We start from the raw sequence: 18,415 nt of genomic DNA, 5'->3' as shown, positions 1-18,415 counted from the left end.
ACGGGACGGACCCAGGGCCAATCTGGGCGAGGCGATCCTGCCGGGCATGCATGACGGCGGCCCGGCAGGGGTTGTGCGCAAGTCAGACGGCCTGACGGGTGTTGCTCGCCGCGGCGGCATCGCCATCGAGGGAGAATTTGCTCTCGGGCTGCATCCGGAAGGCCAGCACGACACCGAGGGCCATGAGCATCATGCTGCCGACGAACGGCAATTCCCAGTTGCCCGTGCGATCGATGAGATACCCCGAGATCACCGGCGAGAGAATCGCCGCCAACGCCGACCCGGTGTTCATCATGCCGCTGGCGGTGCCCGAGTGTTCCGGCGCGATATCCATCGGAATCGACCACATCGGCCCGATCGTCATCTCGGCGAAGAAGAAGCCGAACGCCAGGCATGCCACCGACACATACAACTGGTGCGTGAACAACATCGGTACGAGCGAGAGCAGCGTGAGCAGCATGCAGATCGACACCATCCAGCTACGTGCGCGCTTCAGGCTGCCGGTGCGCTCGTACAGTTTGTCGGTCACGATACCGCCCAACGTATCGCCGAGCACACCGGCGAAGAACACGCTCGAGGCGAACAGCGCCGACTTCTTCAGATTGAGGTCATAGCTGTGCAGGAAGTATTGGGGAATCCACGACAGGAAGAGCCAAAGCGTCCAGCCGTAGCAGAAGTACACGATGGTGACCGGCATCATGCGCTTGAAGAGCGGCCCCCACGGCAACGACGCGCGCTTGGCTTTCACCGGCGGCAACAGGGCGAGTTCTTCGGTCGTGATGCGCGGATGATCCTGCGGGCGCTCGGTAAACGTGAGCCCCCACACCGCGACCCACACCAGGCTCACGATCCCGCACAGATAGAACGATTCACGCCAGCCATGCGTGGCCATGATGAACACGACGACGGCGGGCGCCACGGCGTTACCGATGCGCGAGGCCGCGTGCGTGATGCCCTGCGCAAAGCCGCGCTTCTCCTTGGCGACCCAGCGCGACATGGCCGACGTGGCGGCCGGAAACGTAGCGCCCTCGCCGAGGCCGAGCAGCAGGCGCGCCAGTAACAGCGTGACGAGCCCCCCCGCCATGCCGGTGAGGATCGTCGCGACCGCCCACAACGCACCGCACACGAGCAGCGTACGCTTCGCTCCGAAGCGATCGCTCACCCAGCCACCGATGATTTGAAAGACCAGATAAGGGTAGGCAAATGCCGAGAAGACGAGACCGATTTCAGTCTTGTTGAGATTGAACTCCTTGCCGAAGCCGGCCGCGGCCGTGCTGACGTTGACGCGATCGAGATAGGTGATGAAATACATGACGCATAGCATCACCAGCACGACCCGGGTCGCTCTGAAAAGCTTCATTGCATGTCTCCTGAAACAGCCTGTGAAGCGCGCCGGCAACATGCCAGCGGCGCAAAAGGTGTTGCGGCGGCCGGGGCCCTTCTATGGTGTGGCCCCGTGCCGTCTGAATGACAGATCAAGCGTTCACTGCAGGGGCGCCCCCAGACGTTGGCGGTCCCCCCATCTCCCAGTCCCTGCGACGACGACGCCTCAGGCGGCCACCTTGAGCGACGGCGTGTCCCGCGCTTGCGCCAGGTAGTCCATTGCGGCAACCACGCCCGACCCGGCGAGTTTCACACCGGACATCCGCAGCCCCATTTCGCAGCCCGAAAGCGTTGCCATCAGCGTGAGGTCGTTGCAGTCGCCCAGATGGCCGATGCGGAACATCGTGCCGCGAATCTTGCCGAGCGCCTGCCCCAGCGACATATCGAAGCGTTCGTAGATGCATTTGCGCACGTCGTCGGCGTCCACGCCTTGCGGCATGACCACGCCAGTGAGCACCGGGCTGTAGACCGACGGGTCCTGACACTGAATTTCCAGCCCCCACGCGCGCACCGAGCGGCGCGTGGCCTCGGCCAGGCGATGGTGGCGCGCGAACACGTTGTCCAGCCCTTCCTCGAAGATCATGTCGAGCGCTTCGGACAGGCCGTACAGCAGGTTCGTGTTCGGCGTGTACGGCCAGTAGCCGTTCTTGTTCGCTTCGATGATGTCCTGCCAGCCCCAGAACGCGCGCGGCAGTTTTGCGTGACGACCGGCGTCGAGCGCCTTGGCCGAGACCGCGTTGAAGCTGATGCCTGGCGGCAACATCAGTCCCTTTTGCGAGCCCGAGACGGTGACGTCCACGCCCCATTCGTCGTGACGGTAATCGGCCGAGCCCAGACCCGAGATCGTGTCGACGAGCAACAGCGCGGGATGTCCGGCCGCGTCGATGGCACGGCGCACGGCCGCGATGTCGGACGTGACGCCCGTGGAGGTTTCGTTATGCACCACGCACACGGCTTTGACGGCGTGCCCGGTGTCGGCGCGCAGACGCGCTTCGATCATGTCGGGCTGCACCCCGCGGCGCCAGCCGTCGGTCCCCGGCAGGCCGATGAACTCGGGCTTCAGTCCGAGGCTCTCCGCCATTTTCTTCCACAGCGTGGAGAAGTGCCCCGTCTCGAACATCAGCACCGCATCGCCCGGCGAGAGCGTGTTCGACAGTGCCGCCTCCCACGCACCGGTGCCCGACGCCGGGTAGATCACCACCGGCTGTTCGGTTTTAAAGATCTTCTTGATGTCGGCAAGCACCTTGCGGCCGAGCGCGCCGAATTCCGGGCCGCGATGATCGATCGTCGGGTAACTCATGGCGCGCAGAATGCGATCGGGCACCGGGCTGGGGCCTGGAATTTGCAGGAAGTGGCGGCCCGAGGGATGAAAATCAAGCTTCAGCATGAACGTCTTTCTCCTCTTGAAAATTCGATTTTGAATTTTGCATGCAAAATACTTTAGCAGAGCGTGCCACTTTCGCAAGAGGCAGGAAGTACTTTTAATACAGTCGTTTACCCTAGAGATACGAGCGCGTCGCGCCATACGTTACAATCATGACCATAGAGATTTACGGATTTTGAATGCAAAACATGGAAAACACGTCGACGATTGCCGCCCCAGACATTCCGCGAGTGGAGCGCCTGCGCTTGCACGACACGGTCGTCGAGCACCTGCGCAAGCTCATCATCGAGGGCGTGCTATCGCCGGGCGTGAAACTCAATGAACGGGAGTTGTGCGAGACACTGGGCATCTCGCGCACGCCGCTGCGCGAGGCCTTCAAAGTGCTGGCCGCCGAGGGACTGATCGAGATTGCGCCGAATCGCGGGGCAAGCGTTGCCCGCATGACGGAGAAGGAAATCCGGGAGATGTTCGAGCTGATGAGCGCGCTCGAAGCGTTTTCAGGCGAGTTGGCCGCCGAACGGATGACGCCGGTCGAGCTGGCCGAAATCAAGGCGCTGCATTATGCGATGCTCGCGTGCCGCGCGCAGCAGGATTTGCCGGGCTATTACGCACGCAATCAGGCGATTCACGATCGCATCAATGAAGCCGCGCGCAACGGGGCGTTGCGCCAGACGTATGTCGCGATCAACCGTCGGTTGATGGCGCTGCGTTTTCGCTCGAACTTCCACGCGGACAAATGGGATCGCGCCATTGCCGAGCACGAGCAGATGATCGACGCGTTAGAAAAGCATGACGGCAAACGCCTCGGCGACATCCTGCGAAAGCATTTGCTCGCCAAACGCGACGCCGTGCTGCAAATCCACGCCGAACCGGCGGACGGCGCGCCCAGCAACTGAGTTCGAGCGGCCGTCTGGCACGCGTTGACAGCGCTCAGACGCGACCGATCACGATCACAGTCGGCGCTCGGCCGCTTCGCGTGCGCGACGCGCCAGCACGGCGGGTGACTCGAGCACCTCGCCGGCCAGCCGCGCGACGAGCGCCGCGACATGACGACCGTATTGCTTGCCGGCGATCACGTCCACCGGGTCGAGCGCGTACGCGGCATCGACGTCCCCTCCGGGTGCCGTGACGGCCGGAAAATTAGCGAGCGATTGCAAGGGCGCGCTCGTGCGCGGCACCATCTTGGCCTCGTCGGCATCGGCCCACAACATGCCCTGCTGCGCGGCGAGCGCCGCGAAGTAGTCCAGCGTGTCGCGCTTGTCGTCGCCGGGACGATAGCTGAACGAAAACCCGCCAGCTACCTTGTTGCGCCAGCCGAGCAGGCGCCACATGCCGGTCGTCGCATCGGCAAACGCCTTGAACGGTGCGGCGATGCCGCCCTTGAAGGCCGGCGCGCCGAAAATGATGGCGTCCGCCGAGGCCAGACGCATGAGCATGGCCTCGTCGTGCCACTGCCCGTCGATGAATTGATGCGGCTCGATGCTGAGCAATTGCGCATGCGCACCGGCGTCGTTGACCCCTTGGGCGACGGAATGCGCGATCATGGCGGTCGCGCCGCCTTGCGAGTAATAGACGATTGCGATATTGGACATGGCGTAGTGCTTCCCGAATGGATGTCCGCCCCATGGCACCGCCCGGATCGCGCTTCCCCGCGCTTCCGCTGGCTTGTCTGGACATCGGTCAAGGCCAGATGATGCCAGTGAAAACCCTAAGGGAATAGCCGGCAGAATCGAACATGACTGTTCCGCCAAAGATAACAATCGAACGGCGACGCCACGCTGTCGGCCAGTCATCACGCACCTGACACGACGATGGCACGCCGCTGACGGCATGCCAGGCCGCGCCCTCCCGAACCGGGACGGGCAGCCCGCGCTTCGCCTCGGGGGTGATCAATTCGCCTCGAATCGTCGAGATCCGCGCTCAAGCCTGGGTTGTCGCCGTCGTCAAATTTGGGAATAGTCAGAAGGGCAAATGAGGCCGTCGGCGCACTCTTGCCGGAAATGCATCCGGCGTCGGTCTGCAAACGACGCGGCGCGGCGGTCAACGTCCAGTGCGCGTGCGCCGTCTCACCCCCTCAGCCGCTCCGACGCCCCCAGCCGCTGCGACAACTGATCGGCCAGTTCGCGGATCTGCCGACCGATGCGCTGCCCGGTTGCCAGGTCGATATCGTTGGTGACGAAACTGACGGCGAGTCCCGCGACGGCGCGTTCGCCGCTCGCATCGAACACGGGCGCACCGAAGCAGATCATGCCTTCGCGCATTTGCCCGTTGTCGATCGAGTAGCCCGCGCGACGCACTTGCGCCATCTCTTCGGTCAGCGCCGCATAGGTCCCCACACTCGCACGCGTGAGCGGCGCGGGCCACGCCCCTGTGAGCAGATCGGCGGCCTCGTCGGCGGGCAGTGTCGAGAGCATGGCCTTGCCGGTCGCCGTGTAGGGCGCGGGTAGCCGCATGCCGGTACGGAAGGTCACGCCGAGCGGCCGATTGCCGTTGTGGCAGGCGAGATAGATCACGTCGGTGCCATCGAGCACGGACAGCGTGACGGTCTCCTGCGCGAAGGCCGACGATGCCTCCCAGACCGCGCGGAATTCTTCGGTGACGTGGGTCTGCGACAGGAACGCATTGGCCCATCCCATGACGTACGAGCCCATCGTCATGCCGCCATTGGCGTGGCGCTTCACGAGCCGCAGCTTGACCAGCGTGTCGCACAGGCCGTGCAAGGTGCTCTTGGGCACGCTCGTCTCCCTCGCCAGATCGGCCAGCGCAATTGGCTCGGCCGCCGCCGCAATCACATCGAGGATGCGTACGGCGCGCACGACGGCGGGCGCGGTGGTCTTGAGCGGTTCGCCATCGCGGGCATCGACGGCGGCGTTGGCGTTGGCGGGGATGTCGAGGTTGCGCTTGGGCATGAATCGGAAATCGGCTTCAGAATGGTCGAAATGGATCGGGGCGGGCTACGCCGCCCGTAGGGTACGGGCAAGTGATGGGAATGCGGCCTTCGGAAAACCCTGAGTTGCACGGAAAACGTTCGATACGTAGAATGAGGTTCAATACATAGAATATCGTTCAATAGATGGAACGGCAAGCGGCAATTCGAGACACTGCCGTGCGTTGTTCTCCCAACCGGAAATGCCGGCGAGTCCGGCCAACTGCCATGCAACTTAAAGACACCTCTCTCTTCAAGACACTCGCCTGGGTCGATGGCCAATGGATTGCGTCCGACAGCGGCAAGACGCTCGATGTGCTGGATCCGGCCACGGGTGAAGTTCTGGCCAAGGTGCCGGAACTCGGCGCGGCGGAAACGACGCGCGCCGTGGCGGCCGCGGAAGCTGCGCAAAAGCCGTGGGCCGCGCGCACTGGCAAGGAACGCGCGGCGGTCTTGCGCCGCTGGTTCGATCTGATGGTCGCCAACACGGACGACCTGGCGTATCTGATGACGCGCGAGCAGGGCAAGCCGCTGGCGGAGGCACGTGGCGAGATCGCCTATGCGGCGAGTTTCATCGAGTGGTTTGCGGAAGAAGCCAAGCGTGTGGATGGCGACGTGCTCGCCACGCCCGCCTCGGACAAGCGTCTGGTCACGCTCAAGCAACCGGTCGGCGTGTGCGCGGCGATCACACCGTGGAATTTCCCGGCAGCGATGATTACGCGGAAGGTGGCCCCGGCGTTGGCGGCGGGCTGCGCGATTGTGGTGAAGCCGTCGGAACTGACGCCGCTCTCCGCCTTTGCCCTGGCCGAGCTGGCGCACCGCGCCGGAATTCCGGGCGGTGTGTTCCAGGTGGTAACGGGCGACGCACGCGCGGTGGGAGGGGTGTTGACGTCGCATCCGGGGGTGCGCAAATTGTCGTTCACGGGGTCCACGGCGGTGGGTCGACTGCTGATGGCGCAGTGTGCGCCGACGGTCAAGCGCATGTCGCTGGAGCTGGGGGGCAATGCGCCGTTCATCGTGTTCGACGATGCCGACCTCGACGCCGCCGTTGACGGCGCGATCGCGGCGAAGTACCGCAATGGCGGGCAGACGTGTGTGTGTGCGAATCGCTTCTATATTCAGGACGGCATTTATGACGCCTTCGCCGAGAAGTTCGCCAAGCGCGTTGCCGGCATGAAGGTGGGCAACGGTCTGGAAGACGGCGTGGTGGTCGGCCCGCTGATCGAGGGCAAGGCGGTCGAGAAGGTCGTGGCGCTGGTGGACGACGCGAAGTCGCGCGGCGCTCGCGTGTTGGTGGGCGGCACCGCGCACGCGCTGGGCGGCACTTATTACACGCCAACGGTGATTGCGGACGCCACTTCGCAAATGCGCGTGGCGCGTGAGGAAATCTTCGGTCCGGTCGCGCCGTTGTTCCGTTTTACGCACGATGCGGATGCCGTCGCCTTCGCGAACGATACGGAGTTCGGACTTGCGGCTTATTTGTACACGCGCGATATCGCGCGGGCATGGCGCACGGCGGAGGCACTCGAGTACGGGATGGTGGGTCTGAACACCGGCCTGATCTCGAATGAGGTGGCGCCGTTCGGCGGCATCAAGCAATCGGGGGTGGGTCGCGAGGGGTCACGTTATGGCATCGAGGAATACCTCGAAATGAAGTATCTGTGCCTGCAATTGTGACGGCTGGGTAACAGACGCAGGCTCGGGCTCGCATCGTTCGCCGCAGGCTTGTCGCGCATGGGGTAGTGAAGGTCTCACGAGGAAATCGGCCATGAACGCTTTTCGTTTCCAGACGGTTCCGACCGTCGTTGTGGAGTTTGGCGCAGCGCGTTGTCTGGGGGCATTGCTGCGCGAGCAGTATCCGACGGGCACGCGTTTGTGTGTGGTGACGGACGGCTTTCTTCACAAGAGCGGCTTGCTGTCCCCGGCGCTGGCGGATCTCGCCAGGCATGATTGGCAGGTGTCGGTGATCGACGATGTGATCGCCGACCCGCCTGAGCATGTGGTGCTGGAAGCGGCCCAACGCGCTCGCGCTGCCGACGCGGAGATCGTGCTGGGGTTGGGCGGCGGCTCGTCGATGGATGTGGCGAAGCTGCTTGCGGTGCTGCTGCCCGGCGCGCAATCGCTCAAGGAGATGTATGGCATCAAGAAGGTGACGGGCACGCGCCTGCCGCTGGTGCAAATGCCGACGACGGCCGGTACGGGCTCGGAAGTGACGGCCGTGTCGATCGTGACGACGGGCGAGACGACGAAGATGGGGGTTGTCTCGCCGCAGCTTTTTGCGGATCTTGCGATTCTGGACGCGGAACTCACGCTAGGTCTACCCCGCGCGGCCACGGCCGCGACAGGGATCGACGCGATGGTGCACGCGATCGAAGCTTATACGTCCGCCCATTTGAAAAACCCGATCTCGGACACGCTCGCCGTGAAAGCGCTGGAATTGCTCTCGCGCAATCTGCTGAGCGCCTGTCACGACGGCAACAATCGCGCCGCTCGCGAAGCCATGCTGGTGGGTGCGATGTTCGCTGGACAAGCGTTCGCCAATTCGCCCGTCGCCGCCGTTCACGCCCTGGCCTATCCGATCGGTGGCATCTTTCACGTTGCACACGGCCTCTCGAACGCGCTCGTGCTCTCGCACGTCATGCGCTTCAATGCCCCCGCCGCCAGCCAACTCTACGCGGAACTGGCCGACGTGATTCTGCCCGCCAAGGCCTCCGGCAGCGACGAAGCCAAGACCGATGCCCTCATCCGACACATCGAATCGCTGATCGTCGACACCGCCATCCCCCGCACACTGCGCGAAGTCGGCGTGAAACAATCCGACATCGCCCGTATGGCCAGCGACGCGATGCTGCAAACCCGACTTCTCGTGAATAACCCACGCGAAGTGACGCAAGCCGATGCATTTGCCATTTATAGCGCGGCGCTTTGATCGAGGCCCGCTCGGTGCTGCCGGACGCCGATTGTGGTCGCTGATGCTCCCCCCTGCTTCGTATCCCTGCTTCGTATCCCTACAGTGCTTCAACGACGGACCGAGGCCCCTTTCCGCCTCTCAGACATAAACCCAACTCGCTGCAGAAAGGGGCCCCGATCCGTCTCTTCCCGTAACACCCCCCCCCGCCATTCATCACCTCGTCGGCATGCTCGCCAGCGTCGATACCACCGTTTCCGCCAACTCGCCTGCATCCACCGCACTCACATCCGAATCGGTCTGCAATGGCGTCGACTGACATCCCGGTGTGAGCCTGAGATACGGCGGCTCCGCCTTCGCAAATAACGTGACGCTCGGCGTCAACGTCGTGTGCGCCACATGCATCAATCCACCATCAGCACCCACGAATAACGCCGCGTTCGCAATCACCCGCTTCGCTTCGCGCAACGTCAACTGACCCACGAAGGATGTCAGCTTCAGATGCACAAATTTCGCCTCCATCAACACGTTTGCCGCATCCACACCATTGCCCGACCCCAGCAACACTACGCCATCCGGCATCCCCGGCTGGTACGCAATGTCGTACGCCTGAAGGAATTCTCGCCAATGTGCATACGTCCGGCGCGGCTCGACACCCCCCATCGCCAACACCAGGAACGCCCCAGGCAATACTCGCCCCACGACCGACTCCGGCAACGCCGCTTCCTGCCGCAAGTAAGGCTTGGCGCGCGCGAACAAGTCGTCGGACGCCATCCCCAATGAAAAGACGTCGTTGACCGCCGCAAAGCTGAACTGGGTCTGGTTGCGGTCCGGCCCGTGAAAGAACCGGAACAAACACGCAAACGGCAGCGACGGGAAATATTTCCGCTTCAGCCGCAGCGTCGGATAGTTGAACTCCTGCAACACAACGACGTCGTAATCGCCCGGATTCAAACTCGCCGGATCGTCGTACACGTGACGGAAAATATCGTCGCCCTCGAACACGCCCTTCAAGCCCGACGCAATCAACAAATCGACCGGACCCTCGCGCCCACGCAACAACGCACGGCCCGACATATCCATCACAGCATCACCCACCGATGCCTTGCCACCATAGATCCACAACACGCGCGCGCTCGGCGACACCCGACGAACCTCTCGGCTCGACTGCCCGCTCAACGCAAGACGCAAGCGGCGATGCAGGTATTTTTTGGCAACGCTCAGCGATGACGTGCGCTGCAGGAAAACGTCAGGCTCGTGGTACACCCAGGCATAAGGAATGCGGGTGCTCGGTTCGGTGAGAGCGCCCAGTCGGCGGGCAATGAAGCGCTGCAATGGCATGATGGGTTCGAAAGCGAGTCGGCCTCGGCCCCCATCCGCACGCACGTGAACCAGGTTCACATCGTGACGTCAGGCGGCGGCGTCAGAAGGTGGGGAGTATGCCACGTCTGCCCCCCGCTTGACGGCAACGCAACACTCCCCCCGCCCTGCACCACCAGGCGTCCCGCTGACTCGCTCACACCACCTGGAAATGGTGCGTTCCATCGCGATGCAACTGGTCGACGAGCCCATACTCCCAATCGAGGTACGCCTGCATCGCCTCGGCAGCGTTGTCCGTGCCCTCGTACGGGCGACGATAGCGATCGTCGCGCGGGCTCGCCAGTCGCGTCGGGCCCGATTCGAGCGGCAGCCCAGCCTGGATCCACGCCTGCGTGCCACCGTCGAGCACCACGATCTCGGCATCGGTCAGTCGGCGCAAGTCGGCCGCCGCAAAGCGCGCAAGCAAGCTGGAGCCGCACGTGAGCACGTACCGCTGCGCAGGCCCAATCTCCCGCAAGGCCTCGGCCAGGCGCGCGCGAATGACGAACCACGCCCCCGGAATGTGACGTTTGACGTAGTTGACGCCCGAGGTGACGTCGAGCACCACGATCTGGCCAGGCGCTGACTCGTCAAGCCAGCGCGCGAGCACCGCCGGCGAGACGGTCTCGACATCGGCCGCGCTCGGCGTATGCAACGGCCATCCGCCCTGGGCGCTGCGCGCCTCGTCGCCATGCGGCTCGACGACGTAGACGGTCCAGCCCATCTGGGCGAGCCACGAACCGGTCATGTCGGCACGCACGCCATTGTCGTCCGCGAGCACGATCCACGCGCCACGCACCGGTGCATGATGATCGGTCTCCTGCACCAGTTGCCCCCCCGGCGCACTGGCAAAGTCGGGCAAGTGCCCGGCTGCGTAGTCTTCCGGCGTACGCACGTCGAAGCGATAGACGGTGCGCCCAGGCGCATTCAGTGCGGGCACGTCGCCCACCGCGATTCGGCGCACGCCCGCACGATCGGCGATGGCACGGGCCCCAGCGCGCGCGGCGTTCAGGGTAGCGTCGCTCACCGCGGCCGGGGGCCGGCGATCGGCCCCGCGCTCGAGTGTCTGACCGGCGAGCGTCCAGCCGATGGTGCCGTTGCGCAGCGCCGCCACCGGATTCGGCAGGCCAGCGTTGACGAGCGATTGCGTGCCGATGATGCTGCGCGTGCGTCCGGCGCAATTGACGATCACACGCGTGGCCGGGTTCGGGGCGAGTTCGCGCACGCGCAGCACGAGTTCGGCGCCAGGCACGCTGGTCGAGCCGGGAATGTTCATGGTCTGGTATTCGTCGAAACGGCGCGCGTCGACGACGACCACATCGGCGCGCGCATCGAGCAGTGCCTGAACTTCCTGGGCGGACAGCGACGGGGTATGCCGCAACCCTTCGACCCACTCGCCAAAGGCTTTGCTCGGCACGTTGACGTCGCGAAAGACTTCTCCGCCAGCCGCGATCCAACCGTCGAGGCCGCCCGCGAGACAATTGACGTCGGTGTAGCCGAGCTTGCGCAGCACGCCTGCAGCGCGCGGCGCCAGATCCTCGCCGCCATGTTCGCCATAGACGACGATGCGCGTGTCGCGTCGCGGAATCCGCGCCCAGACGTCGATTTCCACGCGCGAGAGCGGAAGGTTCGCCGCCCACAATGGGTGCGCCTGCGCGAATGGATCTTCTTCGCGAACGTCGAGCAACGCAATTTCCTCTCGGGCGAGCAGCGCGGCACGCACGTCGGCATAGGTCAGTTCGGGGAAGGGGAGGTCTTCAGCAACGGCAGTCGGCGCAGCCGTCTGCGACGACGCATCGGTCGAGAAAGAGGACACGGCGGTTCCTTGAATTCGTCAAACGTCGATTCGGTTTGCGTGTCGGCGCGGTGGGCTCGCGCATTTGCGCAACCAGGCAGCTATTGTGGCAGAAGGCGCCCGAACGCGTGGCGTGGGCCGTCGGTGCGTTGCGGCGCCTTTCTTTACGGATTCGGCCATTGCGCATTGGCGTAACCAGAGATGAAGCTTTTGCGCTCGCCCGCGTCGGTGAACACGCTGCGACGCACCGTGCCAATGTTCGCGCCGTACACGTGAATGCTCACCGAGACCCGGTCGGCGTCAGCATTGCTCACACGGTGAATGTCCCCCAACCGCGGCGAGAGCACCTCCACATCGCCCGGCGACAGACGCACCGGCGGCCCCGTCATGACCGGTACGCCCTGCGCGTCGAGCCGATAGGGCTGCGAATCCTCCGCCCCGCGCAACATGCCGATCAGGCCCCACACGGTGTGATCGTGAATTGGCGTGACCTGCCCCGGCCCCCAAACGAAACTCACGATGGAAAAGCGCTGCGCCGGATCGCAATGCAACAGATATTGCTGATAGTGCTCGGGATGCGGCACCGCGAACGCGGCGGGCAACCAGTCGTCACGCGCGACGAGTGGCGTCAGTAGACCCGCGCCGGCGTCGAGCAGCGTTGTCTCGTCCGGATGACGCGCCAGCAGTCGCGAAAGCCCCGCGACGAACGTGCGCAACGGATCGAGCGCTTCGCCTTCCGGGTCGGGCAACTCGCCCGATGCCGCGATGCCATCCAATCGTTGATGCATACGAACTCCCAAAGTTGGGCGCGCTCCCCGGCCGACCCGGTGGGACGCATGTGGTAGCGTAACGCTTTGCCTCTCTTCGTGCCCGCGCGCCATCCGCGCCTGTCGCTTATGCTCGATTTCGATGCCGACGCGCTGATGCGCCTCGTCACCACGCCCATGCCGTTCGGCAAACACAAGGGCACGCTCATTGCCGACCTGCCCGGCAATTACCTGAGCTGGTTCGCCCGCGAGGGTTTTCCGCCGGGCGACATCGGTCGCCTGCTCGCCCTCATGCACGAGATCGATCACAACGCGCTGGGTGAATTGCTGCGCCCGCTACGGGCGCAGGCACGGGCCGCCCGCCCAAGGTAAGCCGAACGGGTCCGTCCCTTGCCCGCCGATCACCCCCCTCGCGGTACCGGCAAGCATCGGCGGCAGCCGGCGACGCACCCACCGCGTTTGCTGCTCGTGCGCATGCGCCAGTTGCAACACCGCGAGATCGGCCTGCGCCGGTCCGATGATTTGCAGTCCCATCGGCAACCCGCGCGCGTCGAACCCGACCGGCACACTGATCGCCGGCAGTCCGGCCAGCGTCGGCCCGATCACGACTTCCATCCACCGATGATAGGTGTCCATCGGCTTGCCCGCCACGGACGACGGCCAGTGCATTTGCGCGTCGAAAGGGAAGACCTGCGCCGAAGGCAGCAGCAGGAAGTCGTAACGCTCGAACAGTCGCGCGAGCGAGCGATACCACTCGCTGCGATCAACGGACGCGCGATACACATCGGCCGCGCGTAACGCGTTTCCCCCCTCGACTTCCCATCGCGCCTCCGGCTTGAGCTTTTCCCGACGCACAGGGTCGGCGTACAGCTCGCCCAGCGAGCCGCTCACGAGCCAGTGACGCAACGTGAGCCACGTCTGCCACAACCGCTCCGGCGCAAAGTCGGGCGCGCAAGCCTCCACTTCGCACCCCATCGCCTTGAAGTCGCGCAGCGATGCCTCGCAAAGGGCCATCACACCGTCTTCCATGGGCAGATGGCCACCGTAATCGCCCAGCCAGCCCAGCTTCAATCCCTTGACGTCGCGTTGCAACGCGCGCGCGAACGGCACCGCGCCATGCGCCTGCGCCAGGGAAAGCGGACTGCGCGCGTCGTAGCCCGCTTGCGTGGCGAGCAGTTGGGCGACGTCGGCGACAGAACGCCCCATCGGCCCCTCGGTGCTCAGTTGCTGGACGAACAACTCAGGCGCCGGACCATAGGGCACCCGGCCCTGCGACGGCCGAAAGCCATACACGTTGCCGAACGCAGCCGGATTGCGCAGCGACCCCATCATGTCGCTGCCATCCGCGACCGGCAGCATGCGTAGCGCAAGCGCGCTGCCCGCCCCGCCGCTGCTGCCACCTGCGCTGCGCGTCGTGTCGTAAGCATTGCCTGTGGTGCCAAAGACGGGGTTGTAGCTATGCGAGCCCAGTCCGAACTCGGAGACGTTGGTCTTGCCGATGAAGATCGCGCCGGCCGCGCGCATGCGCGCAACGCCGATGCTGTCCTGCGTCTCGGGCGCCGCCGACGTCAATGGCGAGCCTTTGCGCGTGGGAAATCCCGCGCACGCAGCGAAATCCTTCACGGCATGCGGCATGCCGTGCATCCACCCCAGAGACTGGCCATTGGCCAACTGCTGGTCGCGCTCGTCGGCCTGCGCAAGCAAGGCGTCGGCATCGCGCAAGCACACGATGGCGTTGACCGCCGGGTTGTACTGCGCAATGTGCGTGAGATAGGCCTGCATGACCTCGCGACACGACACGCGGCGCGTGTGAATGGCGTCGGACAGCGCCAGCGCGTCGAGCGCGACGATCTCGTTCAAGGGCGAGGCATGGGGGGCCGAGGGGCCGGCACGCGAATCGGCAGCCTGCATCGGCTGAGAGGGTTGAGCTGGCGCTGAGGCCATGTCTGTCTCCTTGGCGGTGGCGTCGTCCTGTGCAACGCCGTTGTCTGACGCGTCATTGTCGGTCAAACCCGCCAAGGATGCCGAGGGAAATTTATCTCCCCCGACGCAGGCAACACGTTAGTTCATCTCTTCAATGAAGACCGGCACATCAATGTGCCAGCGGATCGAGACCGGTGGACTCGACGTCCTTCGCTACCGCGGGCGCGGCCAGATACGACAGCAGTTTCTTCGCCTCGTCCGGATGCGGCGCATTCACCGGCACGCCACCGGCGAAACGCGTGACCGATTGCAGCGACTCGGGAATCTTGCCCGCGAACGCAGCCCCCTTGACCGGCAGCAGCTCACTGACCTGTTGCAGCCCCAGCGCATACTCGCCGGCAGCGACCTTCTCGGCCACGGGCGTCTTCTGCACCATCACGCTCTTGCCCCGCATCTGGTCGACGATGCCCAGCTTCTTGAACAGTTCGCGCTCGACGTACACACCGCTGGCGCTGTCGGAGTACGCGACCGATTTCGCGGCAAGCAGCGCGGCCTTGAGCTTTTCGGGCGTACTGACGTCGGGCACCACGTCGCCCGCTTTCACGACGACGCCAATGCGCGAGTCGGCCAGGTCGACGCGGGAATCCGCGCGCACCTTGCCGGCCTTGATAAGGCCGTCGAGGGCGTAGCCGACCATGATGACGGCATCGGCTGACTCGCCACGCGCCAGACGGTTGGGGATCGCCTCGGGCGCCTTGCCCATCGACGGCCCCCACGCGGTGTCCACATGATCGCCGCTCGATGCCTCGAACTTGGGCAGCAGCAATTTGTACGCGGCCGTGAAGCCGCCGGAGTTCATCACGTGCAGGTCTTCCGCGCTGGCCGACGTGGCGCCGAGCAGCGTGGTCAGGGCGATGCCCGCGCCGAGCGCGGCAAGCAGGTGTCGGGGCGCGCGCATGCGCGCCGGGAGGGCGATGGTTTTCATGGCAGTGTCTCTCTGAATTTTGCTTTTGGATGGATGCGCGTCGGCACCCGTTTTGGGGAAGCGTTGCAGGGCGCGCCCGCGAACGGGGCGCGCCTGCCGCGTGGCTTAGCCTGCGGCGAGTTCAGTACGGGGACTCCCCTGCCCGCCAGGGCGGCGGCGGTAGAGCGCCAGCGTCGCGCAGATCGCGCACAACGCGGCGATACTCATCCAGTAGCCCGGCGCGGCCTTGTCGCCCGTGGCATGGATCAGATACGTCGACAACGCAGGCGTGAAGCCGCCGAAAAGCGCCGTCGCGAGGCTATATGCAAGCGAGAAGCCGGCCACGCGCACGTCCGGCGGCATGACTTCGGTCAGCGCCGGAATCATCGCGCCGTTGTACATGCCGTACAGGAACGACAGCCACAGCAGCGAGATCAACATGCGCGTGAAGCTCGGTGCCTGCACAAGGAATGTGAGCACCGGATAGGCAGACACGAGCGTCAGTCCCGCGAAGAGCAGCAATACGGGGCGGCGGCCAATGCGGTCGGACAGCGTGCCGCCGATCGGTAGCCAGATGAAGTTCGACACGCCCACGCACAGCGTGACGAGCAACGCATCGGCGCTCGTGAGGTGCAGCACGCTCTTGCCGAAGGTCGGCGCGTAGACGGTAATCAGGTAGAACGCCGTCGTGGTGAGCGCCACGAGCAGCGTGCCGCCGATCACCACGCCGGCGTTGGCGACCATCGAGCGGAACACTTCGCGCAAGGACGGATGACGCTTGCGCTGCTTGAATTCGTCGCTCTCCTGGAGCGAGCGGCGCAACGCGAAGATCATCGGCACGATCATGCAGCCCACCAGGAACGGCACACGCCAGCCCCACACCGCGATCTGTTGCGCCGTGAGCGTCAGCGAGAGCGTGAAGCCGAGCGCCGCCGAGACGACGATGGCGACCTGCTGGCTCGCCGACTGCCAACTCGTGTAGAAGCCCTTGCGGCCCGGTGTCGCAATTTCCGCGAGGTACACGGACACGCCGCCCAACTCGGCTCCGGCCGAGAAGCCTTGCAGCAAGCGTCCGATCAGCACGAGCACCGGCGCCGCGAGACCAATGGTGGCGTACCCCGGCACGAACGCGATGAGCACGGTGCCGCTCGCCATGATCGCCAGTGTCGTGACCAGCCCTTTGCGGCGGCCGACGTTATCGATGTAGGCGCCCAGCACGATCGCGCCGAGCGGTCGCATCAGGAAGCCCGCGCCAAAGACGGCGAAGGTCATCATGAGCGAAGCGAACTCGCTGCCCGCCGGAAAGAAGACGTGCGAGATCTGAGTGGCGTAGAAGCCGAACAGAAAGAAATCGAACTGCTCGAGGAAATTGCCAGCCGTTACGCGCAGGATCGCGCCGGCTTTCGAGGGGCGACGCGAAACCGCGTCGTTGGGGCGCTGTGACATGCGCTGTCTCCGTGTTGCCGGCAGCCCGGGAGATCGGGCCGCCAATGTATCGTCGGAATGCGCCTCTGCCAGGGACGTTTGAATCGTCATGAGCGCTTTTTGGAAGTTGCCAATGGTGCGCCGGAAGTTCCCGGCTTGTGAATTGCAAGTTTTGGAAGGATTGATGCACATATGCAATCAATCGTAGGATGTTGATGCGCCGTCCGAGCGGTAACGGGCTACACTGCGACCGCTCCGAAGCCTCGGCGTGCTCCGGGTGTCGGGGTGCCTCGAGGCGTCTACCCACTTTCTGCTCCTAACGTCATGGCGATCAACTTCGATCTGAACGATTTGCAGGCATTTCGCGCGGTGGCGCAACTGGCGAGCTTTCGCCGCGCGGCCGAGTCGATCCATCTCTCGCAACCCGCGCTCTCGCGCCGTATCGACAAGCTCGAGGATGCGCTCGGCGTCAAGCTCTTCGAGCGCAGCACGCGGCGCGTGGCGTTGACAACCGTCGGACGCGCTTTCGCCCGCGACGCGGAGCGGATTCTGGACGATCTGGACAACGCCCTGCTGGGTATCCGCGATGTGGCATCGTCGAGCCTCGGACACGTGACCATTGCCTGTGTGCCGTCAGCCGCGTATTACTTCATGCCGCAGGTGATCTCACGCTACCACCAGGCGTTTCCGCGCATCCGCATCTCGGTGCTCGACGCCAGTGCCAACGAGGTGCTCGCGTCGGTGGCGAATGGCGACGCCGATTTCGGGTTGAATTTCATCGGCAGCCAGGAGCCGAACATCGAGTTCAAGCTCCTGTTGCAGGAGCGCTATGTGGCGGCCTGCCGGCGCGACCATGCACTCGCGGGCAGAAAGCGGGTGACGTGGCGTGAGCTTTACGAATACGACTACATCAGTGTCGGCCGCGTCTCGGGCAACCGGCTGCTGCTCGATCAAGCGCTCACCTCGCTGCCCCAGCGCCCACCCAGCATCTGCGAGACGCAGCACGTCACCACCTTGCTCGGTCTGGTAGAAGCAGGACTCGGCGTGGCGGCCGTGCCCACGATGGCAATGCCGGGAAGCGAGCATCCGTTGCTCACGAGCGTGCCGCTGGTCGATCCGGTAGTGACGCGCCGCATGGGGATGATACGCAGCAAGGCGCGGCCGCTCTCGCCGGCGGCGGCACAGTTGTATCGTTACGTGGCGGAGATGAAAGTGCCGTCGCGGCGTCGCACAGGCGGCGATGCCGCATAAAAGCTAACCGCTTTCAACGCACGCACTGAAACATTTTGTTACTGGCCTTACGAGACATGAAACATTGGGGTGACGGCGGCACGGTCGCGTGTCTTTATACTGGGTCCGCATTCATCCGCATCTTATTCACGACCTATGATTAAACGAATTTTCCCAATGGTGGCGATCGCCGCCGTGGTTGCAACGACCTCGCTGGCCGCGTCGGCCAGTGATATGAACAATGCCGTTGGCGGTGCGCTGGGCGGCGTGGCGGGCGCGGCCGTGGGTGGCGCGCTCGGCGGCAGCACCGGTGCGGTGCTGGGCGGCGCAGTCGGCGGCGGGGCCGGCGGG

Annotated in this window: 15 protein-coding genes and 1 pseudogene; 6 read left to right on the top strand and 10 right to left on the bottom strand. The window is 64.6% G+C overall.

Annotation, left to right across the window (positions count from 1 at the left end; translation table 11 throughout):
• Positions 1–82 precede the first annotated feature (82 nt).
• Complete coding sequence (locus tag PSO31014_RS18795; protein ID WP_017235234.1) at positions 83–1,360, bottom strand: MFS transporter; 1,278 nt, start codon at positions 1,358–1,360, stop codon at positions 83–85.
• 189 nt (positions 1,361–1,549) lie between these two features.
• A complete protein-coding gene (locus PSO31014_RS18790) occupies positions 1,550–2,770 on the bottom strand; it encodes a pyridoxal-phosphate-dependent aminotransferase family protein (protein ID WP_150553007.1) in 1,221 nt (406 codons plus the stop codon).
• Between the two features lie 176 nt (positions 2,771–2,946).
• On the opposite strand from PSO31014_RS18790, the gene PSO31014_RS18785 reads away from it, so the two are divergent.
• Positions 2,947–3,663, top strand: coding sequence for a GntR family transcriptional regulator (locus tag PSO31014_RS18785; RefSeq protein ID WP_150553006.1), 717 nt, complete (start codon positions 2,947–2,949; stop codon positions 3,661–3,663).
• Positions 3,664–3,717: 54 nt separating this feature from the next.
• Here the strand turns inward: PSO31014_RS18785 and PSO31014_RS18780 are convergent, their stop codons facing one another.
• A complete protein-coding gene (locus PSO31014_RS18780) occupies positions 3,718–4,359 on the bottom strand; it encodes a flavodoxin family protein (protein WP_174976583.1) in 642 nt (213 codons plus the stop codon).
• A gap of 474 nt (positions 4,360–4,833) precedes the next feature.
• A complete protein-coding gene (locus PSO31014_RS18775; protein ID WP_150553004.1) occupies positions 4,834–5,676 on the bottom strand; it encodes an IclR family transcriptional regulator in 843 nt (280 codons plus the stop codon).
• 245 nt (positions 5,677–5,921) lie between these two features.
• On the opposite strand from PSO31014_RS18775, the gene PSO31014_RS18770 reads away from it, so the two are divergent.
• Entirely contained in the window at positions 5,922–7,370 is a 1,449-nt protein-coding gene (locus PSO31014_RS18770; RefSeq protein WP_150553003.1) for an NAD-dependent succinate-semialdehyde dehydrogenase, read from the top strand.
• 91 nt (positions 7,371–7,461) lie between these two features.
• Entirely contained in the window at positions 7,462–8,622 is a 1,161-nt protein-coding gene (locus PSO31014_RS18765; RefSeq protein WP_150553002.1) for an iron-containing alcohol dehydrogenase, read from the top strand.
• A 195-nt stretch (positions 8,623–8,817) separates the two neighbouring features.
• Here PSO31014_RS18765 and PSO31014_RS18760 read toward each other — a convergent pair whose 3' ends face one another.
• The 3 genes from PSO31014_RS18760 to PSO31014_RS18750 form a co-directional block, all read right to left on the bottom strand.
• Positions 8,818–9,942: a glycosyltransferase family 9 protein gene (locus PSO31014_RS18760; RefSeq protein WP_150553001.1), complete on the bottom strand. Its 1,125-nt coding sequence runs from the start codon at positions 9,940–9,942 to the stop codon at positions 8,818–8,820.
• Between the two features lie 175 nt (positions 9,943–10,117).
• Positions 10,118–11,698 carry a rhodanese-related sulfurtransferase gene (locus tag PSO31014_RS18755; RefSeq protein ID WP_246176831.1) on the bottom strand — a complete coding sequence of 527 codons (1,581 nt, stop codon included), beginning with the start codon at positions 11,696–11,698 and terminating at the stop codon, positions 10,118–10,120.
• Between the two features lie 221 nt (positions 11,699–11,919).
• Positions 11,920–12,543 carry a cysteine dioxygenase family protein gene (locus PSO31014_RS18750; protein WP_150552999.1) on the bottom strand — a complete coding sequence of 208 codons (624 nt, stop codon included), beginning with the start codon at positions 12,541–12,543 and terminating at the stop codon, positions 11,920–11,922.
• Positions 12,544–12,651: 108 nt separating this feature from the next.
• Here PSO31014_RS18750 and PSO31014_RS18745 point away from each other — a divergent pair, with 108 nt between their 5' ends.
• On the top strand, positions 12,652–12,894 hold the full coding sequence (locus PSO31014_RS18745) for a DUF3820 family protein (protein ID WP_150553051.1): 243 nt from the start codon (positions 12,652–12,654) through the stop codon (positions 12,892–12,894).
• Here the strand turns inward: PSO31014_RS18745 and PSO31014_RS18740 are convergent.
• The 3 genes from PSO31014_RS18740 to tcuC form a co-directional block, all read right to left on the bottom strand.
• Positions 12,859–14,433, bottom strand: a complete 1,575-nt coding sequence (locus PSO31014_RS18740) for an amidase (RefSeq protein WP_246176825.1) — start codon at positions 14,431–14,433, stop codon at positions 12,859–12,861. The two genes, PSO31014_RS18745 and PSO31014_RS18740, sit on opposite strands and share 36 nt — an antisense overlap.
• Before the next feature lie 181 nt (positions 14,434–14,614).
• Positions 14,615–15,403: a substrate-binding domain-containing protein gene (locus PSO31014_RS18735; protein WP_425494893.1), complete on the bottom strand. Its 789-nt coding sequence runs from the start codon at positions 15,401–15,403 to the stop codon at positions 14,615–14,617.
• Between the two features lie 132 nt (positions 15,404–15,535).
• Complete coding sequence (gene tcuC, locus PSO31014_RS18730) at positions 15,536–16,855, bottom strand: MFS transporter (protein ID WP_150552997.1); 1,320 nt, start codon at positions 16,853–16,855, stop codon at positions 15,536–15,538.
• A 303-nt stretch (positions 16,856–17,158) separates the two neighbouring features.
• Here tcuC and PSO31014_RS18725 point away from each other — a divergent pair, with 303 nt between their 5' ends.
• Together PSO31014_RS18725 and PSO31014_RS18720 are read left to right on the top strand one after the other, a co-directional pair.
• Complete coding sequence (locus PSO31014_RS18725; RefSeq protein WP_150552996.1) at positions 17,159–18,085, top strand: LysR family transcriptional regulator; 927 nt, start codon at positions 17,159–17,161, stop codon at positions 18,083–18,085.
• A 135-nt stretch (positions 18,086–18,220) separates the two neighbouring features.
• Positions 18,221–18,415: pseudogene (locus tag PSO31014_RS18720) on the top strand (hypothetical protein); the annotation flags it as partial.

The organism is Pandoraea soli, assembly GCF_902459595.1.
GTDB lineage: Bacteria > Pseudomonadota > Gammaproteobacteria > Burkholderiales > Burkholderiaceae > Pandoraea > Pandoraea cepalis.
Note: the sequence above shows the minus strand (reverse complement) of the source record. Positions and strands in the feature narration are given on the sequence as shown.

Bases quoted from the DNA above. Each gene is read 5' to 3' on its own strand.
- PSO31014_RS18795 (WP_017235234.1), bottom strand. From the start codon at position 1,360: ATGAAGCTTTTCAGAGCGACCCGGGTCGTGCTGGTGATGCTATGCGTC.
- PSO31014_RS18790 (WP_150553007.1), bottom strand. From the start codon at position 2,770: ATGCTGAAGCTTGATTTTCATCCCTCGGGCCGCCACTTCCTGCAAATT.
- PSO31014_RS18785 (WP_150553006.1), top strand. From the start codon at position 2,947: ATGCAAAACATGGAAAACACGTCGACGATTGCCGCCCCAGACATTCCG.
- PSO31014_RS18780 (WP_174976583.1), bottom strand. From the start codon at position 4,359: ATGTCCAATATCGCAATCGTCTATTACTCGCAAGGCGGCGCGACCGCC.
- PSO31014_RS18775 (WP_150553004.1), bottom strand. From the start codon at position 5,676: ATGCCCAAGCGCAACCTCGACATCCCCGCCAACGCCAACGCCGCCGTC.
- PSO31014_RS18770 (WP_150553003.1), top strand. From the start codon at position 5,922: ATGCAACTTAAAGACACCTCTCTCTTCAAGACACTCGCCTGGGTCGAT.
- PSO31014_RS18765 (WP_150553002.1), top strand. From the start codon at position 7,462: ATGAACGCTTTTCGTTTCCAGACGGTTCCGACCGTCGTTGTGGAGTTT.
- PSO31014_RS18760 (WP_150553001.1), bottom strand. From the start codon at position 9,942: ATGCCATTGCAGCGCTTCATTGCCCGCCGACTGGGCGCTCTCACCGAA.
- PSO31014_RS18750 (WP_150552999.1), bottom strand. From the start codon at position 12,543: ATGCATCAACGATTGGATGGCATCGCGGCATCGGGCGAGTTGCCCGAC.
- PSO31014_RS18745 (WP_150553051.1), top strand. From the start codon at position 12,652: ATGCTCGATTTCGATGCCGACGCGCTGATGCGCCTCGTCACCACGCCC.
- PSO31014_RS18740 (WP_246176825.1), bottom strand. From the start codon at position 14,433: ATGCAGGCTGCCGATTCGCGTGCCGGCCCCTCGGCCCCCCATGCCTCG.
- PSO31014_RS18735 (WP_425494893.1), bottom strand. From the start codon at position 15,403: ATGCGCGCGCCCCGACACCTGCTTGCCGCGCTCGGCGCGGGCATCGCC.
- tcuC (WP_150552997.1), bottom strand. From the start codon at position 16,855: ATGTCACAGCGCCCCAACGACGCGGTTTCGCGTCGCCCCTCGAAAGCC.
- PSO31014_RS18725 (WP_150552996.1), top strand. From the start codon at position 17,159: ATGGCGATCAACTTCGATCTGAACGATTTGCAGGCATTTCGCGCGGTG.